Source organism: Cypionkella psychrotolerans, assembly GCF_001294535.1.
Classification (GTDB): domain Bacteria; phylum Pseudomonadota; class Alphaproteobacteria; order Rhodobacterales; family Rhodobacteraceae; genus Cypionkella; species Cypionkella psychrotolerans.
In genome coordinates this window covers 164,991-183,515 of record NZ_LGIC01000031.1, presented here as the reverse complement: position 1 = coordinate 183,515, position 18,525 = coordinate 164,991, and the positions used below count along the sequence as shown (strand labels likewise).

The following is an 18,525-nucleotide window of genomic DNA, read 5'->3' as shown; positions in this document are numbered from 1 at the left end:
GAAATGGTTGCACGGCTTCTTATTCGTATGCAAACATGTTTTGATGCCGGGGATTCCTGCGATGGCCTATCTTTGCCCTGACAATATGGCGGATGCGTTTGCAGCGCTGGAGCGTGGCTGCGTGTCGGTGATTGCGGGGGGAACCGATTGGTTTCCGCAGGCGGGTGAGGTTTTGCCGAAAGTGTCGTTGCTGGATGTGACCGGGCTGCCGGGGTTTCGCGGGATTTCTCGCGTGCCGGGTGGCTGGCGGTTGGGGGCTGTGACGCGGTGGAGCGATGTTGTGGGGGCCGATTTGCCGGCTGCTTTTGATGGGCTGAAAGCGGCGGCGCGGGAAGTGGGGTCTTTGCAGATCCAGAACGCGGGGACGCTGGCGGGCAATTTATGCAACGCCTCGCCTGCGGCGGATGGGATGCCGCCGTTGTTGTGTTTGGGGGCCGAGGTGGAACTGGTGTCGCGGCGCGGGTTGCGGTGGCTGGCTTTGGCGGAGTTCGTGACGGGGGTGAGGCGGACGGCACGGGCGGCGGATGAGTTGGTTTCGGCGGTGTTCGTGCCTGATTTGGCGGCGGGGACGGTGGCGGGATTTCGTAAGCTGGGGGCGCGGCGGTATTTGGTGATCAGCATTGCGATGGTGGCGGCGAGTTTGCGGGTTGAGGCTGGGCGGATCGTGGATGCGCGCGTGGCGGTGGGGGCGTGCTCGCCTGTGGCGCGGCGGTTGTCGGTGTTGGAGGCCCGGTTAGAGGGGCTTTCGGTGGGGGCGGTTTTGCCTGTGGATGTGGCAAGTTTGGCGGGGTTGGCGCCGATTGCGGATGTGCGCGGGTCGGGGGAGTATCGGCTGGAGGCGGTGGTGGAGATGGTTTCTCGGCTGTTGGGCGATCTGGTGGCGCAGGGGGTTCGGGCGAATGGATAATTTTCGGGCCATCGCGGATGTGGGGTTTGTGCTGAACGGCAGCGCGGTACGGGTCGCGCCGGAGCGGGGCGAGCGGTTGTCTTATGCTTTGCGCGAACGCTTGGGCGCGCGGGAGGTGAAGATTGGCTGCAATGCGGGCGATTGCGGGGCGTGTTCGGTTTTGGTCGAGGGCGATGTGGTTTGTGCGTGCCTGATGGCGGCGCATCAGGCGGCGGGGAAGCGGGTTGAGACGGTTCGAGGACTGTTGGATGGCGCGCAAGGGCGGGCTTTGGTGGCGAGTTTTCAGGATCATCAGGCGGCGCAATGTGGGGTCTGCACGCCGGGGATGATGGTGTCGGCGGTGGCTTTGCTGCGCGACGTGCCGCAGCCTGACGCTGGGCAGGTTCAGGATGCTTTGGGCGGGGTTTTGTGCCGCTGCACCGGGTATCGCAAGATTATTGATGCGGTGGTTGCGGCGGGGTCGGGGGCTGCTGCGCCTGCGGTTTCGGGCGGCGTTGGCGTGGCGATGCGTAGGCTGGACGGGCTGGCGAAGGTGGAGGGGCGCGAGGCGTTTGGTGATGATGTGGCGCCAGAGGGGGCGTTGGTGGTGAAGGTGATCCGCTCGCCCCACCCCCGCGCGGGGTTTGTTTTTGGCGATTTAGAGACGTTTATTGCCGGGTTGCCGGGGGTGGACTGTGTGCTGACGGCTGCGGATGTGCCGGGGCGCAATGTGTTTGGCGTTATTCCGGCGTTTGTGGATCAGCCGGTGTTTGCGGAAGCCGAGGCCCGCTTTCGGGGGGAGGCTATCGCGGCGGTTGTGGGTTCGGCAGAGGTTATGGCTGCGTTTGATCCGGCCAGTTTCCCGGTGACGTGGCAGGTTTTGCCGAGCGTGCAGACGGTGGCGGAGGCTTTGGCAGAGGGCGCGCCGTTGTTGCACGCGGGGCGTGCGGGCAATCTGATGTGCGGTGGGTTCGTAAAACGGGGTGATGCGGACGCGGCGCTGAAACGGGCCGATGTGGTGGTCGAGGCTCGGTTTGAGAGCGGCTTTGTCGAACACGCCTATATCGAGCCTGAGGCGGGGTTTGCGCAGGTGGTGGATGGGCGGGTGGAGATTTATGCCTGCACGCAGGCCCCGGTGATGGACCTTGATTCCATGGCCGAGATTTTGGCGATGCCGCGAGAGGCGATCAGGATAGTGCCTACGGCGGTGGGTGGCGGGTTCGGCTCGAAGTTGGATATTTCGGTGCAGCCGTTTGTGGCTTTGGCGGCTTTGAAAACCGGCAAGCCGGTGCGGATGACTTATTCACGGGCCGAGTCGATGCAATCGACAACGAAGCGGCATCCTTCGGCTATTCATTTGCGGATTGGGGCGACGCAGGACGGTCGCCTGAGTGGGATGCGGTTTGAGGGCGATTTCAACACCGGGGCCTATGCGTCTTGGGGGCCGACGGTGGCGAACCGGGTGCCTGTGCATGCCTCTGGCCCTTATCTGGTGCCGGATTATCTGGCGCAGTCGCGGGCCATTCATACGCATTGCCCCTCGTCAGGCGCGTTTCGGGGCTTTGGCGTGCCGCAGTCGGCGATTGCGCAGGAGAGCTTGTTTGACGCGTTGGCAGACAAGTTGGGCATGGATGCGCTGGAGTTCCGGTTGCTGAATGCGTTGGACAACGGCGAGCCGACGGTGTGCGGGCAGGTGTTTGCGCAAGGCGTCGGGATCAAGGCGTGTTTGCAGGCTTTGCAGCCGGCCTGGGAGACGGGCAAGGCGGAGGTGGCGGCTTTTAACGCTAAGAACAAGGGGTTGAGGCGCGGGGTGGGGATTGCCTCGGGCTGGTATGGCTGTGGCAATACCTCACTGCCCAACCCCTCGACGATCAAGGCGGGGCTACGACCGGATGGGGGTGTAGTGCTGCATCAGGGCGCGATGGATATTGGGCAGGGCTCCAATACCGTGATCGCGCAGATCTTTGCGACGGCTTTGGGGGCTGATGTGCGGGATTTGCTGCTGGTCGGGTCGGATACCGATGTGACGCCGGATGCGGGGAAAACCTCGGCTTCGCGGCAGACGTTTGTGAGCGGAAATGCGGCGCGGTTGGCGGGGATTTCCTTGCGGGCGATGATCCTTGAGCGGTGCAATGCGGCGGTGGATGCGGTGTTGCGGTTTGATGTGGGCGTGGTGGAGGTGACGGACGGCGCGGGGGTGCATCGGGTGGAGTTGGCCGATCTGCCCCAGGACGCTGAGGGTTATGTGATGCGCGCCGAGGAACGCTATGATCCGCCGACGCTGCCGCTGGATGCCAATGGGCAGGGCTCGCCTTACGCGCAGTTTGGTTATGCGGCACATTTGGTGGTGGTGGAGGTTGATCTGAAGCTGGGTCTGGTGAAGCCGCTGCGGTTTGTGGCGGCGCATGATGTGGGCCGGGCGATCAATCCGCTGTTGGTGGAAGGCCAAGTGCAGGGCGGCATTGCGCAGGGGTTGGGCATGGCGCTGACCGAGGAATATCTGCCGGGACGCACGGAAAATCTCCATGATTATCTGATCCCGACGATTGGGGATGTGCCGCCGATTGAAACCCTGATCATCGAGGAGGCCGATGCGCATGGGCCTTATGGCGCGAAAGGGCTGGGCGAGCATGTGCTGATCCCGACTGCGCCCGCGATACTGAATGCGATCCGTCATGCGACGGGGGTGGCGATGACACGGGTGCCTGCGACGCCTTCACGGGTGCGGGCGGCGTTGAAGGAGGCTGGTTATGAATGAAGCTGTGACGCCGGAAAAGATCCGCTGCGATGCCTGCCCGGTGATGTGCTACATCGCGAACGGGCGGGCGGGGGCTTGTGATCGCTATGCCAACCATGCCGGGGTTTTGGTGCGGCTGGATCCGTTGACCGTGTTGCAATCGGGGGCGGTGGCTGTGCCGTTTCTGGATGGGCAGCAGGAGGATTGGGACGGCGATGTGATCAAGGGCCATCGCCCTTTTATCACGGCGGTGGGGGCGGGGACGACGTATCCGGATTATAAGCCTGCGCCGTTTATCGTGTCTCAGGCGGTTGAAGGCGTCGATATGGTCACGGTCGTGACCGAGGGGATTTTCAGCTATTGCGGCGTCAAGGTGAAGATCGACACCGATCGGCATATCGGGGCCGAGAGGGCCTATGTGCGGGTCGATGGCGAGGCGATCGGGCATGTGATGACGGGGGAATATGGGTCTTCCATGCTGTCGCTGGGCGGCGTTTTGCATCTGACGGGGGGGTCTAAGAAAGAGGGCCGGGTGACCTGTGATGCGCTGATGCGGCTGTGCAATCGGGAAGCGGTGGAGGTGGCGATTGACGATGGCGCGACGGTGGTTTTGCAGGCGGGGCAGGCGCCGATTATCAATGGCGTGCCGGAAAAGCTGATGCGGGTTGGGTGTGGCTCGGCGACGATTGGGATGTTTGCCAAACAGTGGGTCGGGCATCTCGATGAGGTTGTTGTTGTTGATGACCATATCACCGGGGTTTTGTCAGAGCATCAGGCGGGGAAGCTGCTGGATGTGGCCCCGACGGGGATCAAGATGAAAGGGCGGCGCTCGACTCCGGGGCGGTATTTTCAGGTGGCGCATCCGGGGACGGGCTGGGGCGGCACCGATGTGGATGATCCGTTGACGATTCTCAATGCGTTCGATCCGAAGGTGGCTTGGCCGGGGTTGCGGATGCTGATGGTGTCGACGACGGGCGAACAGTGGGCCTATTATGAGCTGGATGACACGCTGGTGCCGCGGGCGGTGGAGGCTCCGGCGGTAATCCGGGCTTCGGCGGAGCGGATTGCTGAAAATTGCGAGCCTTCGGTGTGTTCGGTGCTGTTTATGGGTGGGGCCGGCGGATCTTTGCGGGCGGGGGTGACGACCAATCCGGTGCGCTTGACGCAATCGGTGAAGGCGGCTTTGACGCGGGTGTCGTGTGGCGGGGCCTCAGCTTATGTCTGGCCGGGGGGCGGGATTACGGTGATGGCGGATGTGATGGCGATGCCCGCCAATTCGTTTGGTTATGTGCCGACTCCGGCTTTGGTGGCACCGATTGAGTTCACGCTACGGCTGTCGGATTACGCGGCTTTGGGCGGTCATTTGGAACATGTGCAGCCGGTTGAAGCGGTGATGGGGGCTGCCGTGCGGCGGGTGGAGCCCGGTGAGGGGCGTGATCCGCAGGATGCGCGGAATTTCCCGTGGGGGCGGTGATGGGGGCAGTTGCGCGCCTGTTGCCGGATCGGGAACGGTTGCATTTGCAGCATGGGCCGATTGATCTGATCATCGGGGCGGAGGGCGCGCGGGATTTGGCGTTTGAGGCGGCGCGGGTGCGATTTGAGACGATTTTGGACGAGTTGGTGGCGGAGTTGGCTTTGCTGCGGCAAGAGGTGGGTGAAGTTCCTGTCGGACTGGCGGCGCGGCGGATGGTGTCTGCCGTGCGGCCTCATTCAGCGGTATTCGTAACGCCGATGGCGGCGGTGGCGGGGGCAGTGGCGGAGGAGGTTCTGGCGGCGATGGTTGCGGCTGGGCCTTTGACGCGGGCTTATGTCAACAATGGCGGGGATATTGCGTTTCATTTGGCGCAAGGCGCGCGGTTTCGGATGGCAGTGGCGGGGCTGGATGGTGCGGCTTTGGGGCGGATTGATGTGGGATTTGGTGACGGCGCGCGGGGTGTGGCGACGAGTGGCTGGGGCGGTCGGAGCTTCTCGCTGGGGATTGCTGATGCGGTGACGGTGTTGGCTCGGTCTGCGGCGGAAGCGGATGTGGCGGCGACGATGATCTGCAACGCGGTGGATGTGCCGGGGCATCCGGGGGTTGGGCGCGCGCCTGCTGTCGGTTTGCAGCCGGATAGCGATTTGGGCGCGCGGCTGGTGACGGTTTCGGTGGGGGCGTTGAGTACTGAAGAAGTGGCTGAGGCGCTGGAGCGCGGTGTCGCTGTGGCAGAAGATATCTGTGGGCGCGGGCTGGCTCTGGCGGCGGCGCTGTTTTTGAAGGGGCAGGCTCGGATGGTCGGGCAGGCTGCGTTGAGTTTAATTCCTGACGGGAGCCTGTGTGATGCCTGAAGTTGTTGTGCGTAAGATCGCCACTGTGGTGGAGGAAATCTTCCATGAAGGCGGACCAGTATCGGCCAATCCGCCGAAGCGGGGGGCGATTATGGCGGTGATTTCGAACCCGTTCGCGGGAAAATATGTTGAGGATTTGCAGCCGTTTATGGAGGATCTGAAGCCGTTGGGGCTGATGATGGCGCAAAGGCTGCTCGCAGTTCTGGGCGGGGATGCCTCGGCGATTGAGGGCTATGGCAAGGCCACTTTGGTTGGCAGCGGTGGCGAGTTGGAGCATGGCGCTTTGTGGCACGCTCCGGGCGGCTATGCGATGCGTGAGGTGCTGGGTGGCGCGAAGGCCATCGTGCCCTCGGCGAAGAAGGTGGGCGGGGTTGGCGCGCGGCTGGATGTGCCGATTACCCATGTGAACGCGGCCTATGTCCGCAGCCATTTTGACTCGATGGAGGTGGGGATGAACGATAGCCCTCGTGCTGGCGAGTTGATGGTGGTTTTGGTGATGACCACCGGGCCACGGGTGCATTCACGGATGGGCGGTCTGGAAGCGAGCCAGATCAGAGGTGAGGATGGCCTAAGATGAGCGCGGATATTCGCAAGATTGCGGTCTGGGTTGAGGAAACTCATATGGAGGCCGGGCAGGTGGTGGCTCCTGCCGCGCGCAAGGCGGTGGCGGTGGCGGTGATCGCCAATCCATTTGCGGGGCGGTATGTCGCGGATCTGACGGCGCTGATGGATATTGGCGCCGAGTTGGGCGCATTGCTGGGGGATCGCTGCGTGGCGGCCTTGGGGATTTTGCCTACGCAGGCGCAGAGTTATGGTAAGGCGGCGATGGTTGGAGAGGCGGGCGAGTTGGAACATGCCGCCGCGATTCTGCATCCGAAGCTGGGCGCGCCGTTGCGGGTGGCGGTGGGTGGCGGGGCTGCACTGGTGCCATCATCGAAGAAGATGGGCGGGCCGGGGCAGGTTTTGGATGTGCCTTTGGGGCATAAGGATGCGGCCTTTGTGCGCAGCCATTTCGACGCGATTGAGGTGCGGCTGAATGATGCGCCTCGGGCTGGCGAGATTATGGTGGCGGTGGCGGTGACCGATGGCGGGCGACCTTTGGCGCGTGTGGGCGGTTTGACCCATGAGACGGCCGAGGGGAAAGACGGATTGCGGTAGGGATTTGGGACTGGCCGCCGGGGGTTTCATCCCCTCATGCCATTGGTTCTCGGACCGGTGGCGAACCAATGGCAAACCCGTTGGATATTTGCGCGCAGAGATGGCATTTTAGACAAGTCGAAGTGATTGAGCGCGGTTGGTGGGAACCTAGGCTGCGCAAAACGGTGGCTTGGCCATAGCGGCATTTGGCGTTAGGCAAGGGGATTGTCTTGCGGAGGGCGCAAATGCTGACGGCGTATCATTTTGCCAACAAGCGGTTGGAGGTGCTGCCCGAGGGTGCGGTGCTGGAACATGCGGAGTGGATTGATCTGTTTCGCGCGACGCCTGAAGAAGAAGCGGCCGTGCGCGCGCTGGCCTTCGATGTGCCGACGCTGACGGATATGGAAGAAATCGAAATCTCAAACCGCCTCTACCATGAGGATGAGATTGACTATCTGACCGTGGTTTTACCGGGGCAGGATGCGGCGGGCGAACAGGTGATGAGCCCGGTGTGCTTTGCGGTGTCCAAAGCGCGGCTGGTGACGGTACGGCATCATGCGCCGCGTCCGTTTGAGACTTATCCGGCGCGGGCGGGCAAGAGTTCTTTGGGTTGCTCGACGCCGGATCGGATTTTTCTGGGGCTGATCGAGGAGGTGATCGGGCGGCTGGCGGACCATTTGGAAATCGCGGGGACAGGTTTGGATAAGGTGTCGCGTCAGACGTATCACCCGGGGGCAAAGGGGCATCAGCAAAAGGATCTAGAAAGCGCTTTGAGCAGTCTGGGGGCGGAGGGTGAGCGGCTGGGCCGGGTGCGGCTGGCGCTTTTGACTTTGGGGCGCGCGCTGAACTATGTCGATCAGATGCTGGGGCATCGGCTGGGCACCGAAGGGTTGGGCATGGTGCTGAAAGGCCAATTGCGTGACATTGAGGCGCTGGAGGTGCATGCGGATTTTCTGTCATCCCGGCTGGGGCTGATGTCGGATGCGACGATGGGGCGGATTAACCTCGCGCAGAACACCACGGTCCGGATTGTGTCGGTGGTGGCGGTGCTGTTTAGCCCGCCGACGCTGATCGCCAGCCTGTACGGGATGAACTTTGATTTCATGCCGGAATTGGCGTGGAAACTGGGCTATCCGATGGCGCTGGTGATAATGGTGGGGTCGGCGGTGCTGACCTATGCGTTTTTTAGGTGGAAGGGCTGGCTTTAGCGGTTTGGCAGTTATGGCGATAAGGCGAGGCCCCGGCTCAGGGCCGGGGCGGCGTGGTGTGTGGGTGACGACTCGCTTTAGCGGTCGGTGAATTTGGCGGGGCGCTTTTCGATGAAGGCGGCCATACCTTCTTTTTGGTCTTCGGTGGCGAACATCGCGTGAAATAGGCGGCGCTCATGGAGCAGGCCTTCGCGCAGGGTGGACTCGTGGGCGCGGTTGACGGATTCTTTCGCGGCACGGATGGAAATGGCCGATTTTGCGGCGATTTTTGCGGCGGTTTTCAGGGCTTCGTCAATCAGATCGGCGGCGGAGATGATGCGGCTGACAAGGCCTGCGCGCTCGGCCTCAACCGCGTCCATCATGCGGCCTGTGAGGTTCATCTCCATCGCCTTGGCTTTGCCGACAGCGCGGGTCAGGCGTTGGGTGCCGCCCATGCCCGCGATGATGCCGAGGTTGATCTCGGGCTGGCCGAATTTGGCGGTATCGGCGGCGAGGATGAAATCGCACATCATGGCAAGTTCGCAGCCACCGCCCAAAGCAAAGCCTGCGACGGCGGCGATGATCGGTTTGCGGATGCGCTGGATGGCCTCGGTTTCAGGGCCGAAGATGTCGGCGACGAAGGCTTCGGCGAAGGTTTTCCCGGCCATTTCGCGGATGTCTGCGCCTGCGGCGAAGGCTTTTTCCGACCCGGTGATGACGATGCAGCGGACGGCTTCGTCGATGTCCATTGCCTGTAGAGTGGTGGCGAGTTCGGACATGAGTTGTTGATTGAGGGCATTGAGCGCCTCGGGCCGGTTCAGACGGATCAGGGCGACATGGTTGGCGATTTCGATGATCAGGGTCTCGGGCATGTCGGTTCCTTAGCTTTGGCAGGTGGGGCAGTAGAAGGACGAGCGCCCCGATTGCACCATGCGGGCGATTGTGGCGGTGCAGCCGGGGGTTTGGCAAGGCTGGCCTTCGCGCCCATAAACGGCGAAGGCTTTTTGGAAATAGCCCAGCTCGCCATCGGTGCGGCGGTAGTCTTTCAGGCTGGAGCCGCCTGCTTCGATGGCCTCAAGCAGCACTTCGCGGATGATCGGCACAAGTGAACCTGCGTTTGCGATGCTTCCGGCACGGGTGTTGGGGGCGATGCGGGCGCGGTAGAGCACTTCGCAGACGTAGATATTGCCAAGGCCTGCGACGAGGTGTTGGTCGAGCAGGGCGGATTTTATGGGGCTGTTGCGGTTTTTGAGTTTCGCCGAGAGATAGGATTCGTCGAAAGCGTTACCCAGAGGTTCGGGGCCGATTTCAGCAAGCAGCGGATGACTTTCGGCGGTGAGGGTGGGCAGCAAATCCATCGCGCCAAAGCGGCGGGCGTCGTTGAAGGTGACGCGCGCGCCGCCCTCTAAGTGGAGGACAACGTGGTCGTGTTTCTCGGGGGCGGCGTGGTCGTGGTAAAAATCGCCAAGAGTGATGCCCGAAACGAGCATCCGGCCCGACATGCCAAGGTGAATCAACAGGGTTTCGCCGGAGGAGAGGTCGGCGAGGATGTATTTTGAGCGGCGGCGCAGGGCGAGAACGCGCTTGTCCGTCAGGCGTTCGGCCATATTCAAGGGCAGCGGCCAGCGCAGATTGGGGCGGTTGACCTCGGCTCGGGTGATGAGGCGGCCCTCCATGGCGGGCAAAAGGCCTCGGCGGACGGTTTCGACTTCGGGCAGTTCGGGCATGGAACCTCGGCTTCGGGCGGTGACAGATCGGCGCATTGAGGGTTTGGCCGTGCGTCCCTATAAGGGGGGTGCAATCACAGGACGGCAAGAGATGAACGACAGCACCACGCATTTCGGCTATCAAACCGTGCCCGAGGCCGACAAGGCCGGCATGGTGCATGGCGTGTTCACCCGGGTGGCCAGCAAGTATGACATCATGAACGATCTGATGTCGGGCGGGATGCATCGGTTGTGGAAAGACGCGATGATGGATTGGCTGGCGCCGCGGCCCGGTCAGCGGCTGCTGGATGTGGCGGGGGGCACCGGGGATGTGGCGTTTCGGTTCATGAGGCGGGCGGAGGGGTCGACGGCGGTTGTGTGCGATTTGACCGAGTCGATGCTGGTCTCGGGGCGGCAACGAGCCGAGGCGGATCAGATGGCGGCGCGGCTCGATTGGGTGGTGGGCGATGCGATGGCGCTGCCGTTTGCGGACAATTCGTTTGATGTCTACACGATTTCCTTTGGCATCAGGAATGTGACGCGGATTGGCGATGCTTTGCGCGAGGCCTACCGGGTTCTGCGCCCCGGCGGGCGGCTGATGGTGCTGGAGTTTTCGCGGATTCCCAATGACTTGGCGCAATGGGTTTATGATAAGTATAGCTTCAACGTGATCCCAGTGATGGGGCAGGTGGTGGCGGGGGATCGGGAATCGTATCAGTATTTGGTCGAGTCAATCCGTAAATTCCCCGAACAAGAGGCATTTGCCAGCATGATCCGCAGCGCTAGGTTCGATCAGGTGAAATATCGCAACCTGACAATGGGCATCGCGGCGCTGCATTCAGGCTGGAAACTGTGAGAGGACCGCATAATATCTGGCGGCTGATCCGCACCGGGGCGACGTTTGAGCGCACTGGAGCGATGGCGGTGGCGCTGGAGGCGATGCAGGTGACGCCGCGCCTGCGCTTTGCCGCACGGATGCTGGGTTGGCCGTTTAAGTGGCTGGGGTTGCAGGGTGATCTCGCCTTGCCGCCCATAACGCGGGCGCTGACGGCGTTGGGACCTGCCTATATCAAGTTCGGTCAGATTTTATCGACACGACCGGATATTGTCGGCGAAGAATTGGCTCTGCAGTTGAAATATCTGCAAGATAAGCTGCCGCCCTTCCCGACTGCTGTGGCCAAGGCAATGGTGGCGGAAGAATTACGGCTGCCGGTGGATGAGGTGTTTTCGAGCTTTTCCGAGCCTGTGGCGGCGGCATCTATCGCGCAGGTGCATCGCGCGACGCTGCGCAGCAATGGGCAGGATGTGGCGGTGAAGGTGCTGCGGCCGGGGATTGAGCGGGCGTTTCGCCGCGACATCGACGCGTTCTATTTTGCGGCGCGGACGATTGAGTTTTTGTCGCCCTCATCGCGGCGGTTGCGACCGTTGGATGTGATCACGCATTTTGAAGGCGTGGTGCTGGGTGAGTTAGATTTGCGGCTGGAATCCTCTGCGGCCTCGGAATTTGCCGATAACACCAAGAATGACGCCGGGTTTCAGGTGCCGAAAGTGGTGTGGGATCTGTCGGGCCGCTCGGTGATGACGCTGGATTGGGCCGAGGGGATCAATTTGGCCGATAACGCAGCACTGGATGCGGCGGGTTTGGATCGCAAGGCGTTGGGCGCGCGGGTGCTGCAACTGTTTCTGTCTCATGCGCTGCGCGACGGATTTTTCCATGGCGATATGCATCAGGGCAATCTGAAAGTGGCGGCGAATGGCAATCTGATCGCCTATGATTTTGGCATTATGGGGCGGATTGATGAATATACCCGCCGGGTCTATGCGGAAATTCTGATGGGCTTCATTGGTCGTGATTATCGCCGGGTGGCCGAGGTGCATTTTGAGGCAGGCTATGTGCCGCCAGACCGCGATATTGACGAGTTTGCACGGGCTTTGCGCGCGGTGGGCGAGCCGATTTTCGGTCTAGAGGCCACGCGGGTGTCGATGGCGCGGCTGTTATCTTATCTCTTTGAAGTGACAGAGAGATTTGGCATGGAAACCCGCACCGAGCTGATCTTGTTGCAGCGCACGATGGTGGTGGTGGAAGGTGTCGCGCGCAGTTTGGACCCGAATATCAACATCTGGCAGGTCGCAAAGCCCGTGGTGGAAACCTATGTCAGCCGCAATGTCGGACCACTCGCGTTGCTGCGCGATCTGGCGCAGACGGCGCGGGTGTTGGCGCGGTTTGGGCCGCGTTTGCCGCGACTGGTGGAAGCGGCTTTGATCGCGCAGGCCGAAAGCCCGCCGCCTGTGAAAACCCGGCCCCGGTTATTCGCGCTGCGGCTGGTTTTGGCGGCGTTTGTGGTGTTCGCCTTGGGGATTTGGCTGGGGCGTATCCTGTAGCTAAAGCGTGTCAGGTTTAGATTGAATCGAAAATCGCGACCTCTCGCAGATGCTCGAGCGCGTTTTCGATAAGCATGTTTCTATCAAAACCTGACCCGCTCTAAGGCACGCGCAGGGCAGTGATTTCTGTGGCGTTTACCTCGACCCCGCCCGCCAAAACCAGTGTAGGGCCATTGGCCCCGCCGCGTGCCTCAAGGATCTTTGCATAGGATTCGACGGCTGCGGCATCGCCCAACTGCTGCGTGCCGCTATAGCTTTCAAGGCTGAGGGAATAGATGCCATTCGGCAGAGGATTTCCGGCTGCATCCGCGCCAAGCCATTGATAGGTTCCGCCCTCTCGCGAGACATCTTCGCGGGAGATGACCTGATCTTGCGCATTTTTCACCACCAGAACCGCGCGATCGGCGTGGATTTTGGGCTGATAGCTGATGGTGACGGGATCGTCGCCCAGATAGACCGGGGCGGCAGAGCGGGCCTCTTGCCCGACCCAAGCCGCCAGCTGCGCCATGCCGAGAACGCCGAACTGGCTGGTCAGGCCTTCCAGCAGTTGGTTGGTTTTGGTCTGCTGCTCGACCCCGGAAAAGGTCGCCAGTTGCACAGCGTAATCTGCCGAATCAATCGGCTTCGTCGGGTCTTGGTTCTTCATCTGCGTCGTCATCATCTTTAGAAATGTATCAAAATCTGCCGAGATGGCGGCTTTGGAAGGAGTCCTATTGGCCGTTGTCTGGGCGGTGGTGACAGTGGAGGTTTCCATCGGATGCTCCTTTCAAGAGCTTTTCGAGATAGGTTGACTTCAGCGGCTTCGCTTTTCAAACGGAACGCGAAAACCTTTAGAGGCGCAGGTCAAGCCCCTGCCCAGATGGTGCGGCAGCGGCGGTAGAAGTGGGTCGTGGGGTGGGGTGGGGCTCGACGAAGTCCGCGTCGAATGATGCGACAAGCTCGGGTGGCGGTGTGGGGGATCTTTGTTGCTGACCCCACTGGCCGAAGTTGAGCGAGGCTTGCGAAAACCCAGATTGACGGAATTCTTGCAGCAACTGATCAGAGTGCCGCCGCAACAGATCAAGGGTTTCCGGGCGCTCGGCGCTGAGCAGGATGCGGACGGTCTCGCCGTGTTGCTGGATCTGAAACTTGACGTGGCCGAGTTCCTCGGGTTGCAGCAGCACATCAACGCCGTCGGTTTTCGCGGCGGTGGTGTGATGGAGGAGTTGTGCCGGAACAGTGGTGGCAAGGGCAGGCGGCAGGGCTTGCGTTTGCACCGTCTGATGGGGAGGGATCGGCTGCGCTGATGCCGGGTTTGTCTGCTGGTTGACCTGATCGGGGGTGGGCTGGAGTGTGGTCTGATCTGGCAGTGCTGCGGGCGGATTGGGGGGTACGGCGGCATCGGCTGTTGGTTTGGGTGTCATGGCTGGGGATAGCTGTGCCGAAGTAGGCGCAGCTGGGTGTTGGGCTGGCGCGGTGTCAACCTTTGGGGGGGGCGGATTCGGGCTATCGGCGGCTTGCGGGATCGGGGTCACATTCGCAAGCGGGTTTGGCGGAACAAATGACTTGAGATCAATGCTATCGGTCTCGGGCCACACATTTGCAGGGGCAGGGGCATCCACTTTGGGACTGTCCGTTTTGGACGCATGCGCATCAACCCGCATCCGATCAGGTGAGATGTTTGGTATGTGGAGCGAACCAATCGGCACAACGACTTGAAGGCGGGTTAGCCATGCGGATTCTGCGGGGGAAATGCTTGGCTTATGCTCTGGCACTGGAGATGATGGCGTATCCTGAGTTTGGTCCTCTGGGATTTGACCTGACTGGATTTGAGTGAGCAAAGCTTGGGCGGGAAGGGTGCGATCTGGCTGGGCTTCTACGGGCAGAATCTGCTGTGATGCAGCTTGATCTGCCGAGGTTTGATTGGGGAAAGCGTGCGGGGGAAACGCCTGAAGCGGGGGGGTGTTTGCTTCGGCACGAAGCGGGGCGGGCGTCATCGCAGGCCGGTTTATGCGGGTGGGTCTATCGGCGGGTTGGTCGGCCGTTTGCGCTGGGGCGACGATTTCTGCGGCAGTGATTATTGGAACCAAGACTGCGGCTGCGACACTGGTCTTTGCGATGATCGCTGTCGCGGCGGCTATTGATTTGCATGCGAGGGCGTTGGTGTCTTGTGGTGTCGGTGTCGGTGTCGGTGTCGGTGTCGGTGTCGGTGTCGGTGTCGGTGTCGGTGTCGGTGTCGGTGTCGGTGTCAGGATAGGGGCGGCCTCGTAGACGGGGCGGGTGACTGCCTCGGCGGGGACGACATCGCGCGGTTTTTCGGAGGGTGTGATCGGAGGCGAAGGATCGCCCGACGCAAGCGGCAGCTCTGGTTTTGAGATGCTTGTAGCGGGGATTTCCGCAGCCCCGAAAGTGGCAGGCTGCGGTTTATTCTCTGGTGTCAGCCCCAAGGGCACAGGGGTGGAGATCGGCATCGTCTGCGGGACAGACGGCGCAGAGCCAAGCGCTGATGGGCTTGCTTCTGTTGCTGGGGCGGCTGTTGGATATGCGGCGGCTGGATCAGGGGTCGAAATGGGCGGAGCGGTTAGAATCGATTCCGCCACCAGAATCGGTTGGGTTTGCAGAATTGGCGGGGCGGGCATGACCATGCCGGCCGCAAGACAGGCTTCGGCGTTGACCGCTGCAACGGGTGGGCTTTGGCTGTCATCCTGCGCCGCAAGCGCCGCGAGAAACCCCGGAGCATCCGGAATATCATCGGCAGGGCCGCGCGGGCCCAAAGCCAGAATGTGTAAACCTTGATGGATTATGGGAATCATCTCTCACCGACTTCTACCGCTCTGAGTCCCTTTATTCCGCTGATTGGTTACCACCTGTTTACCGCCATCGCCGATACTAGGAAAAATCCGAAGGATCAGGAGCTTTTGATGCAGATTTCTTCCACCCCGCCCATGCAGCCCTTCCGTAAGACTGCCGATGACAATCCGATGATGGTGCAGGCCAAAGCGCTGGAGGCCAGTTTTCTGTCAGAAATGCTGGGATATGCGGGGGTTGGCAAAACCCCGGAGAGTTTCGGCGGAGGTATTGGTGAGGATCAGTTTGGATCCTTCCTGCGCGATGAACAGGCCCGGCAGATGGTTGAAAAGGGTGGCATCGGGCTGGCCGAACAGTTGTTTCACGCCATGACGAAAGGACAAGATCATGCAGCCTGAGATGCAGATTGAAAGCTTAATGGAAGCGATGCACGTGGCGATTCTGGCGGCGGATTATTACGCGTTGGGGCAGCTTTCGCCTGCGTTGGATACGGCATTGGCCAATCTACCGCAGCATTTGGACGAGAAGGCGCTGTGGCGGCTGCAACGCAGAGCGGAGCGCAACGCGATCAGTGCGGGTGCGGCGGCCAAGGGCGTGCGTGCAGCCATTCAACGCATGAAGGATGTGCGGCAAATCGCAAGCGGGCTGGTGACCTATGACGAGAACGGCCAACGCTCGGGCCCGAGTGGCCAGCGCGAATTGTCGCGGCGGTTGTGAAGGTTTGCTTCAAATCCGCCGCATATTGTCGGGCGGCATTAGAATTCTGTTAGAACTTTTGGCTGTTTATTCAATCTGCATCCCACGACGGGGTGGCGCATCTGGAACAGGCTTCGATCTGAAACGGGTTCTGGATGCAGCGGGTAGAACGCCAAATCAGCCATCGCAGGATGGCGCACCATGCCGGGCGCAAAGCGCAGGCAGATCGCGAAGGAACAGACAATGTCGTCCATTTTGACCAATAACAGTGCCATGGTTGCGCTTCAGACCATGAAAAGCATCAACCACAATATGAACAAAACCCAGTCGGAGATTTCGACGGGTAAATCGGTGGCCAACGCCAAAGACAACGCTGCGGTCTGGATGACCTTGGCGTTGGAGGAATAGGCGCGCTGGGTCTGGATCAATTGCGTCAGTTCCGCCGCCACATCGGTCGAGGATTCCTCGCGCGAAAAGCCCACCACTGTGCCGGTTGGTCCATCACCTGCATTCCACAAATAGAACGGGCCAGAGGCCGCTGAGATCTGATAGGTTTGATTGTTCATCGCCATCAACCCATTCGGGTTTGGTACATCCACCACCGGAATCTGGTAAATCCGCCGGGTGAAGCCCTGATCATAAATCGCGTAAAGATCGCCCTTTTCATCAATCTCAACCGAGGTCAGGCTGGCGACGGGAGAGCCGTTTTTGCTGATCGACACCGGGGCGAAGCTGCTGGACAGCTGGGTCATCCCATTCGGTTGGCCAAGCTCACCCACTTTCAACGAAATGCCGCCACCCGCTACCGATAGTGGGATTGTGCCACTTGCCGGATCATAGGCCCCGCCTGACACCGCCGTGACCGAGGCCAACGTGCCACCCGCTGACTGTGAGGGATCAAAGGTCAGCGTATATTCGCCAATCACCGCCCCCCCCGAGGCGCTGTCGCGCACCGTCATCGTCCAAGCGTTCGAGGCCCCGGTGGCGGGCACTGTCGGGGTAAAGCTGAAATCCAGCGATTCCGAGGTGCCGAGATTGCCGAAATATTCGACCGTCAGATCATGCGGATCGCCCGAAGCCCCGGCAATGCTGGCGGAGGCGGGCAGGTTCACGCCCAGTGTCATTTCTGACGTCGGGTTGCCGATATATTGGTTGGCGTTAATGCGCACTGGTTCTAGCGCCGCCATCGTATCGCGCGGATAGGTGTTCAGGCCGCCATCCGGGTTGGCAGGCCAGCCCATCAGCACCAGCCCGGTTTCGGTACGTAACACCCCATTGGCATCCGGGCGGAACGAACCAGTTGTCACCAGTGAAATCGGATAGGTGCTGTCGGTGCTATCCAGCGACCCGGCATCGGTCACTGGTAGAAAACCCCGGCCATCAATCGCCAGATCGGTGGCATTGGCGGTCGAAATCAGCGGCCCGCGTTCATCAATCAACCGCATATTCGAGGCCCGCACTCCGCCTGCCGAATAGCTGGACTGCGCACTGCCATTCAGCACAACCGAATGAAAATCCGTCTCGGCTCGTTTGTAGCCATAAGTCGACGAGTTCGCGATGTTGTCGGCAATCGTCGCAAGTCGGTTGGCGTTGGCATTTAGCCCCGCCACTCCCGCGTTCATTGATGAGGAAATCGTCATGGAAAGCGCCTTTCTGCAGCCTCGACCTTTTGTCAGATCGAACCTGCCTGATGCGCCTTAAGATCGCCCTAACAGTTCAAATTTTACGCATCTCATCGGTCCTTGCGCAGCAGAATGATCTCCAACCGGTTGTTACGGATTGCCGTCGGATCTTGCGTGGCGGGCTTGCGGTCGGCATGGCCACTGATCCGCGCCATCCGGGCGCTGGCAATGCCATCACTTTCCAGCAAGGCCCGGATCGCCTGCGCCCGCGCGGTGGAAAGATCCCAAGCGGGGTTGTCTTTCAAGGTGATTGGCAAGGTGCGCAGATGGCCGTTCACCGCGATTTTATTCTCAGCCAGGCCCAACACTTCGGCGATCAACCCGGCAATCTTCCGAGTCTCCCCCGTGGGTTCCGCCGTGTTATCCAAGAACAAGGGTGCATCCGGAAGATCAAATATTTCAACCACTAAGCCCTCATCTGTGACCTTAGTCACCACATGCCGCAGCATTCGCTGCATGGTCATGCTTTCGCCGCCCTGCGCCATCAGAGTCTGCGCGATCTGAGCCATCCGGCCCTGTTCTGCCGCCGAGTCTGCATCCTTCTCGGCCGAACCAGACTCGCCACGCGCCTTGTCACTTTCGGTTGGCTGCGCGAGGCTGGCCCCGGTGCCATTCTGAGCAAGCGCCTCCTCGGAGAACGTCGAGTCCCCCCCGAACATGCTGTCGCCGCCCCCGGAAACCCGGCTGATCGCAATCGTAGGACTGAAGTAATCCGCGATTCCCTTACGTTGTTTTTCCGTCGTCGCGTTTAACAGCCACATCAGCATGAAGAAGGCCATCATAGCCGTCACAAAGTCAGCATAGGCCACTTTCCACGCCCCACCGTGGTGACCGCTGGCTTTGATAATTTTCTTCCGCTTGATGATGACTGGCGCGGCATTTGATTGCCCGGCCATCACACACCCATGTTTCACACCCACGGTCAGGTATAGCCGAACAGGCTTTACCAAGGCTTAAGCGATTGGATTTTAGCTATTTCCCAAAAGCCGCGTGATGCCTT

Annotated in this window: 19 protein-coding genes and 1 pseudogene; 13 read left to right on the top strand and 7 right to left on the bottom strand. The window is 61.0% G+C overall.

The features are described from left to right. Positions 1-61: 61 nt before the first annotated feature. From AKV04_RS05995 to AKV04_RS05965, 7 genes are all read left to right on the top strand, one after another. Entirely contained in the window at positions 62-907 is an 846-nt protein-coding gene (locus AKV04_RS05995; RefSeq protein ID WP_054005605.1) for an FAD binding domain-containing protein, read from the top strand. Then, a complete protein-coding gene (locus AKV04_RS05990; RefSeq protein WP_054005529.1) occupies positions 900-3,644 on the top strand; it encodes a molybdopterin-dependent oxidoreductase in 2,745 nt (914 codons plus the stop codon). The genes AKV04_RS05995 and AKV04_RS05990 overlap by 8 nt, the downstream gene beginning before the upstream one ends. Beyond that, complete coding sequence (locus AKV04_RS05985; protein WP_054005528.1) at positions 3,637-5,097, top strand: hypothetical protein; 1,461 nt, start codon at positions 3,637-3,639, stop codon at positions 5,095-5,097. Before AKV04_RS05990 ends, AKV04_RS05985 begins: the two co-directional genes overlap by 8 nt. Further along, the gene (locus AKV04_RS05980; RefSeq protein ID WP_054005604.1) at positions 5,097-5,948 is read left to right on the top strand and encodes a UPF0280 family protein; all 852 of its coding nucleotides are present in this window, start codon (positions 5,097-5,099) and stop codon (positions 5,946-5,948) included. The genes AKV04_RS05985 and AKV04_RS05980 overlap by 1 nt, the downstream gene beginning before the upstream one ends. After that, positions 5,941-6,525, top strand: coding sequence for an amino acid synthesis family protein (locus AKV04_RS05975; RefSeq protein ID WP_054005527.1), 585 nt, complete (start codon positions 5,941-5,943; stop codon positions 6,523-6,525). The genes AKV04_RS05980 and AKV04_RS05975 overlap by 8 nt, the downstream gene beginning before the upstream one ends. Next, positions 6,522-7,106: an amino acid synthesis family protein gene (locus AKV04_RS05970; protein WP_054005526.1), complete on the top strand. Its 585-nt coding sequence runs from the start codon at positions 6,522-6,524 to the stop codon at positions 7,104-7,106. The genes AKV04_RS05975 and AKV04_RS05970 overlap by 4 nt, the downstream gene beginning before the upstream one ends. A 224-nt stretch (positions 7,107-7,330) precedes the next feature. After that, a complete protein-coding gene (locus AKV04_RS05965; RefSeq protein ID WP_054005525.1) occupies positions 7,331-8,293 on the top strand; it encodes a magnesium transporter CorA family protein in 963 nt (320 codons plus the stop codon). 77 nt (positions 8,294-8,370) lie between these two features. Here the strand turns inward: AKV04_RS05965 and AKV04_RS05960 are convergent, their stop codons facing one another. Next, positions 8,371-9,144, bottom strand: coding sequence for an enoyl-CoA hydratase (locus AKV04_RS05960; protein WP_054005524.1), 774 nt, complete (start codon positions 9,142-9,144; stop codon positions 8,371-8,373). Positions 9,145-9,153: 9 nt separating this feature from the next. After that, positions 9,154-9,999, bottom strand: a complete 846-nt coding sequence (gene mutM / locus AKV04_RS05955) for a bifunctional DNA-formamidopyrimidine glycosylase/DNA-(apurinic or apyrimidinic site) lyase (RefSeq protein ID WP_054005523.1) — start codon at positions 9,997-9,999, stop codon at positions 9,154-9,156. 91 nt (positions 10,000-10,090) lie between these two features. Between mutM and ubiE the strand changes: the two genes are divergently transcribed. Further along, entirely contained in the window at positions 10,091-10,834 is a 744-nt protein-coding gene (gene ubiE, locus AKV04_RS05950; protein WP_054005603.1) for a bifunctional demethylmenaquinone methyltransferase/2-methoxy-6-polyprenyl-1,4-benzoquinol methylase UbiE, read from the top strand. Next, on the top strand, positions 10,831-12,360 hold the full coding sequence (gene ubiB, locus AKV04_RS05945; RefSeq protein ID WP_054005522.1) for a 2-polyprenylphenol 6-hydroxylase: 1,530 nt from the start codon (positions 10,831-10,833) through the stop codon (positions 12,358-12,360). The genes ubiE and ubiB overlap by 4 nt, the downstream gene beginning before the upstream one ends. Positions 12,361-12,460: 100 nt before the next feature. Here the strand turns inward: ubiB and AKV04_RS05940 are convergent, their stop codons facing one another. Both AKV04_RS05940 and fliK read right to left on the bottom strand, forming a co-directional pair. Then, positions 12,461-13,114, bottom strand: a complete 654-nt coding sequence (locus AKV04_RS05940) for a flagellar hook capping FlgD N-terminal domain-containing protein (RefSeq protein WP_054005521.1) — start codon at positions 13,112-13,114, stop codon at positions 12,461-12,463. 76 nt (positions 13,115-13,190) lie between these two features. Next, positions 13,191-13,763: a flagellar hook-length control protein FliK gene (gene fliK, locus AKV04_RS26075; protein WP_156317394.1), complete on the bottom strand. Its 573-nt coding sequence runs from the start codon at positions 13,761-13,763 to the stop codon at positions 13,191-13,193. A gap of 1,082 nt (positions 13,764-14,845) precedes the next feature. Here fliK and AKV04_RS27505 point away from each other — a divergent pair. From AKV04_RS27505 to AKV04_RS05920, 3 genes are all read left to right on the top strand, one after another. Then, entirely contained in the window at positions 14,846-14,980 is a 135-nt protein-coding gene (locus AKV04_RS27505) for a hypothetical protein (RefSeq protein ID WP_268871779.1), read from the top strand. Between the two features lie 154 nt (positions 14,981-15,134). Then, on the top strand, positions 15,135-15,545 hold the full coding sequence (locus AKV04_RS27805) for a rod-binding protein (RefSeq protein WP_407638405.1): 411 nt from the start codon (positions 15,135-15,137) through the stop codon (positions 15,543-15,545). Next, a complete protein-coding gene (locus tag AKV04_RS05920) occupies positions 15,535-15,864 on the top strand; it encodes a hypothetical protein (RefSeq protein ID WP_054005518.1) in 330 nt (109 codons plus the stop codon). The genes AKV04_RS27805 and AKV04_RS05920 overlap by 11 nt, the downstream gene beginning before the upstream one ends. 38 nt (positions 15,865-15,902) lie before the next feature. Here the strand turns inward: AKV04_RS05920 and AKV04_RS05915 are convergent, their stop codons facing one another. Then, positions 15,903-16,118 carry a hypothetical protein gene (locus AKV04_RS05915; protein ID WP_054005517.1) on the bottom strand — a complete coding sequence of 72 codons (216 nt, stop codon included), beginning with the start codon at positions 16,116-16,118 and terminating at the stop codon, positions 15,903-15,905. Between AKV04_RS05915 and AKV04_RS27680 the strand changes: the two are divergent. Next, positions 16,069-16,170: pseudogene (locus tag AKV04_RS27680) on the top strand (hypothetical protein); the annotation flags it as partial. The gene AKV04_RS05915 and the pseudogene AKV04_RS27680 overlap by 50 nt on opposite strands. Here the strand turns inward: AKV04_RS27680 and AKV04_RS05910 are convergent. Both AKV04_RS05910 and AKV04_RS05905 read right to left on the bottom strand, forming a co-directional pair. Next, positions 16,128-17,483, bottom strand: coding sequence for a flagellar hook protein FlgE (locus AKV04_RS05910; protein WP_082351534.1), 1,356 nt, complete (start codon positions 17,481-17,483; stop codon positions 16,128-16,130). The pseudogene AKV04_RS27680 and the gene AKV04_RS05910 sit on opposite strands and share 43 nt — an antisense overlap. A 92-nt stretch (positions 17,484-17,575) precedes the next feature. Next, positions 17,576-18,421 carry a flagellar motor protein MotB gene (locus tag AKV04_RS05905; protein WP_054005516.1) on the bottom strand — a complete coding sequence of 282 codons (846 nt, stop codon included), beginning with the start codon at positions 18,419-18,421 and terminating at the stop codon, positions 17,576-17,578. Positions 18,422-18,525: the final 104 nt, after the last annotated feature.

Coding starts and splice junctions, on each gene's coding strand:
- AKV04_RS05970 (WP_054005526.1), top strand. CDS start 6,522: ATGAGCGCGGATATTCGCAAGATTGCGGTCTGGGTTGAGGAAACTCAT.
- fliK (WP_156317394.1), bottom strand. CDS start 13,763: ATGACACCCAAACCAACAGCCGATGCCGCCGTACCCCCCAATCCGCCC.
- AKV04_RS27505 (WP_268871779.1), top strand. CDS start 14,846: ATGGGCTTGCTTCTGTTGCTGGGGCGGCTGTTGGATATGCGGCGGCTG.
- AKV04_RS27805 (WP_407638405.1), top strand. CDS start 15,135: ATGGATTATGGGAATCATCTCTCACCGACTTCTACCGCTCTGAGTCCC.
- mutM (WP_054005523.1), bottom strand. CDS start 9,999: ATGCCCGAACTGCCCGAAGTCGAAACCGTCCGCCGAGGCCTTTTGCCC.
- AKV04_RS05995 (WP_054005605.1), top strand. CDS start 62: ATGGCCTATCTTTGCCCTGACAATATGGCGGATGCGTTTGCAGCGCTG.
- AKV04_RS05940 (WP_054005521.1), bottom strand. CDS start 13,114: ATGGAAACCTCCACTGTCACCACCGCCCAGACAACGGCCAATAGGACT.
- AKV04_RS05910 (WP_082351534.1), bottom strand. CDS start 17,483: ATGACGATTTCCTCATCAATGAACGCGGGAGTGGCGGGGCTAAATGCC.
- ubiE (WP_054005603.1), top strand. CDS start 10,091: ATGAACGACAGCACCACGCATTTCGGCTATCAAACCGTGCCCGAGGCC.
- AKV04_RS05975 (WP_054005527.1), top strand. CDS start 5,941: ATGCCTGAAGTTGTTGTGCGTAAGATCGCCACTGTGGTGGAGGAAATC.
- AKV04_RS05990 (WP_054005529.1), top strand. CDS start 900: ATGGATAATTTTCGGGCCATCGCGGATGTGGGGTTTGTGCTGAACGGC.
- AKV04_RS05915 (WP_054005517.1), bottom strand. CDS start 16,118: ATGGCACTGTTATTGGTCAAAATGGACGACATTGTCTGTTCCTTCGCG.
- AKV04_RS05905 (WP_054005516.1), bottom strand. CDS start 18,421: ATGGCCGGGCAATCAAATGCCGCGCCAGTCATCATCAAGCGGAAGAAA.
- AKV04_RS05960 (WP_054005524.1), bottom strand. CDS start 9,144: ATGCCCGAGACCCTGATCATCGAAATCGCCAACCATGTCGCCCTGATC.
- AKV04_RS05980 (WP_054005604.1), top strand. CDS start 5,097: ATGGGGGCAGTTGCGCGCCTGTTGCCGGATCGGGAACGGTTGCATTTG.
- AKV04_RS05985 (WP_054005528.1), top strand. CDS start 3,637: ATGAATGAAGCTGTGACGCCGGAAAAGATCCGCTGCGATGCCTGCCCG.
- AKV04_RS05965 (WP_054005525.1), top strand. CDS start 7,331: ATGCTGACGGCGTATCATTTTGCCAACAAGCGGTTGGAGGTGCTGCCC.
- AKV04_RS05920 (WP_054005518.1), top strand. CDS start 15,535: ATGCAGCCTGAGATGCAGATTGAAAGCTTAATGGAAGCGATGCACGTG.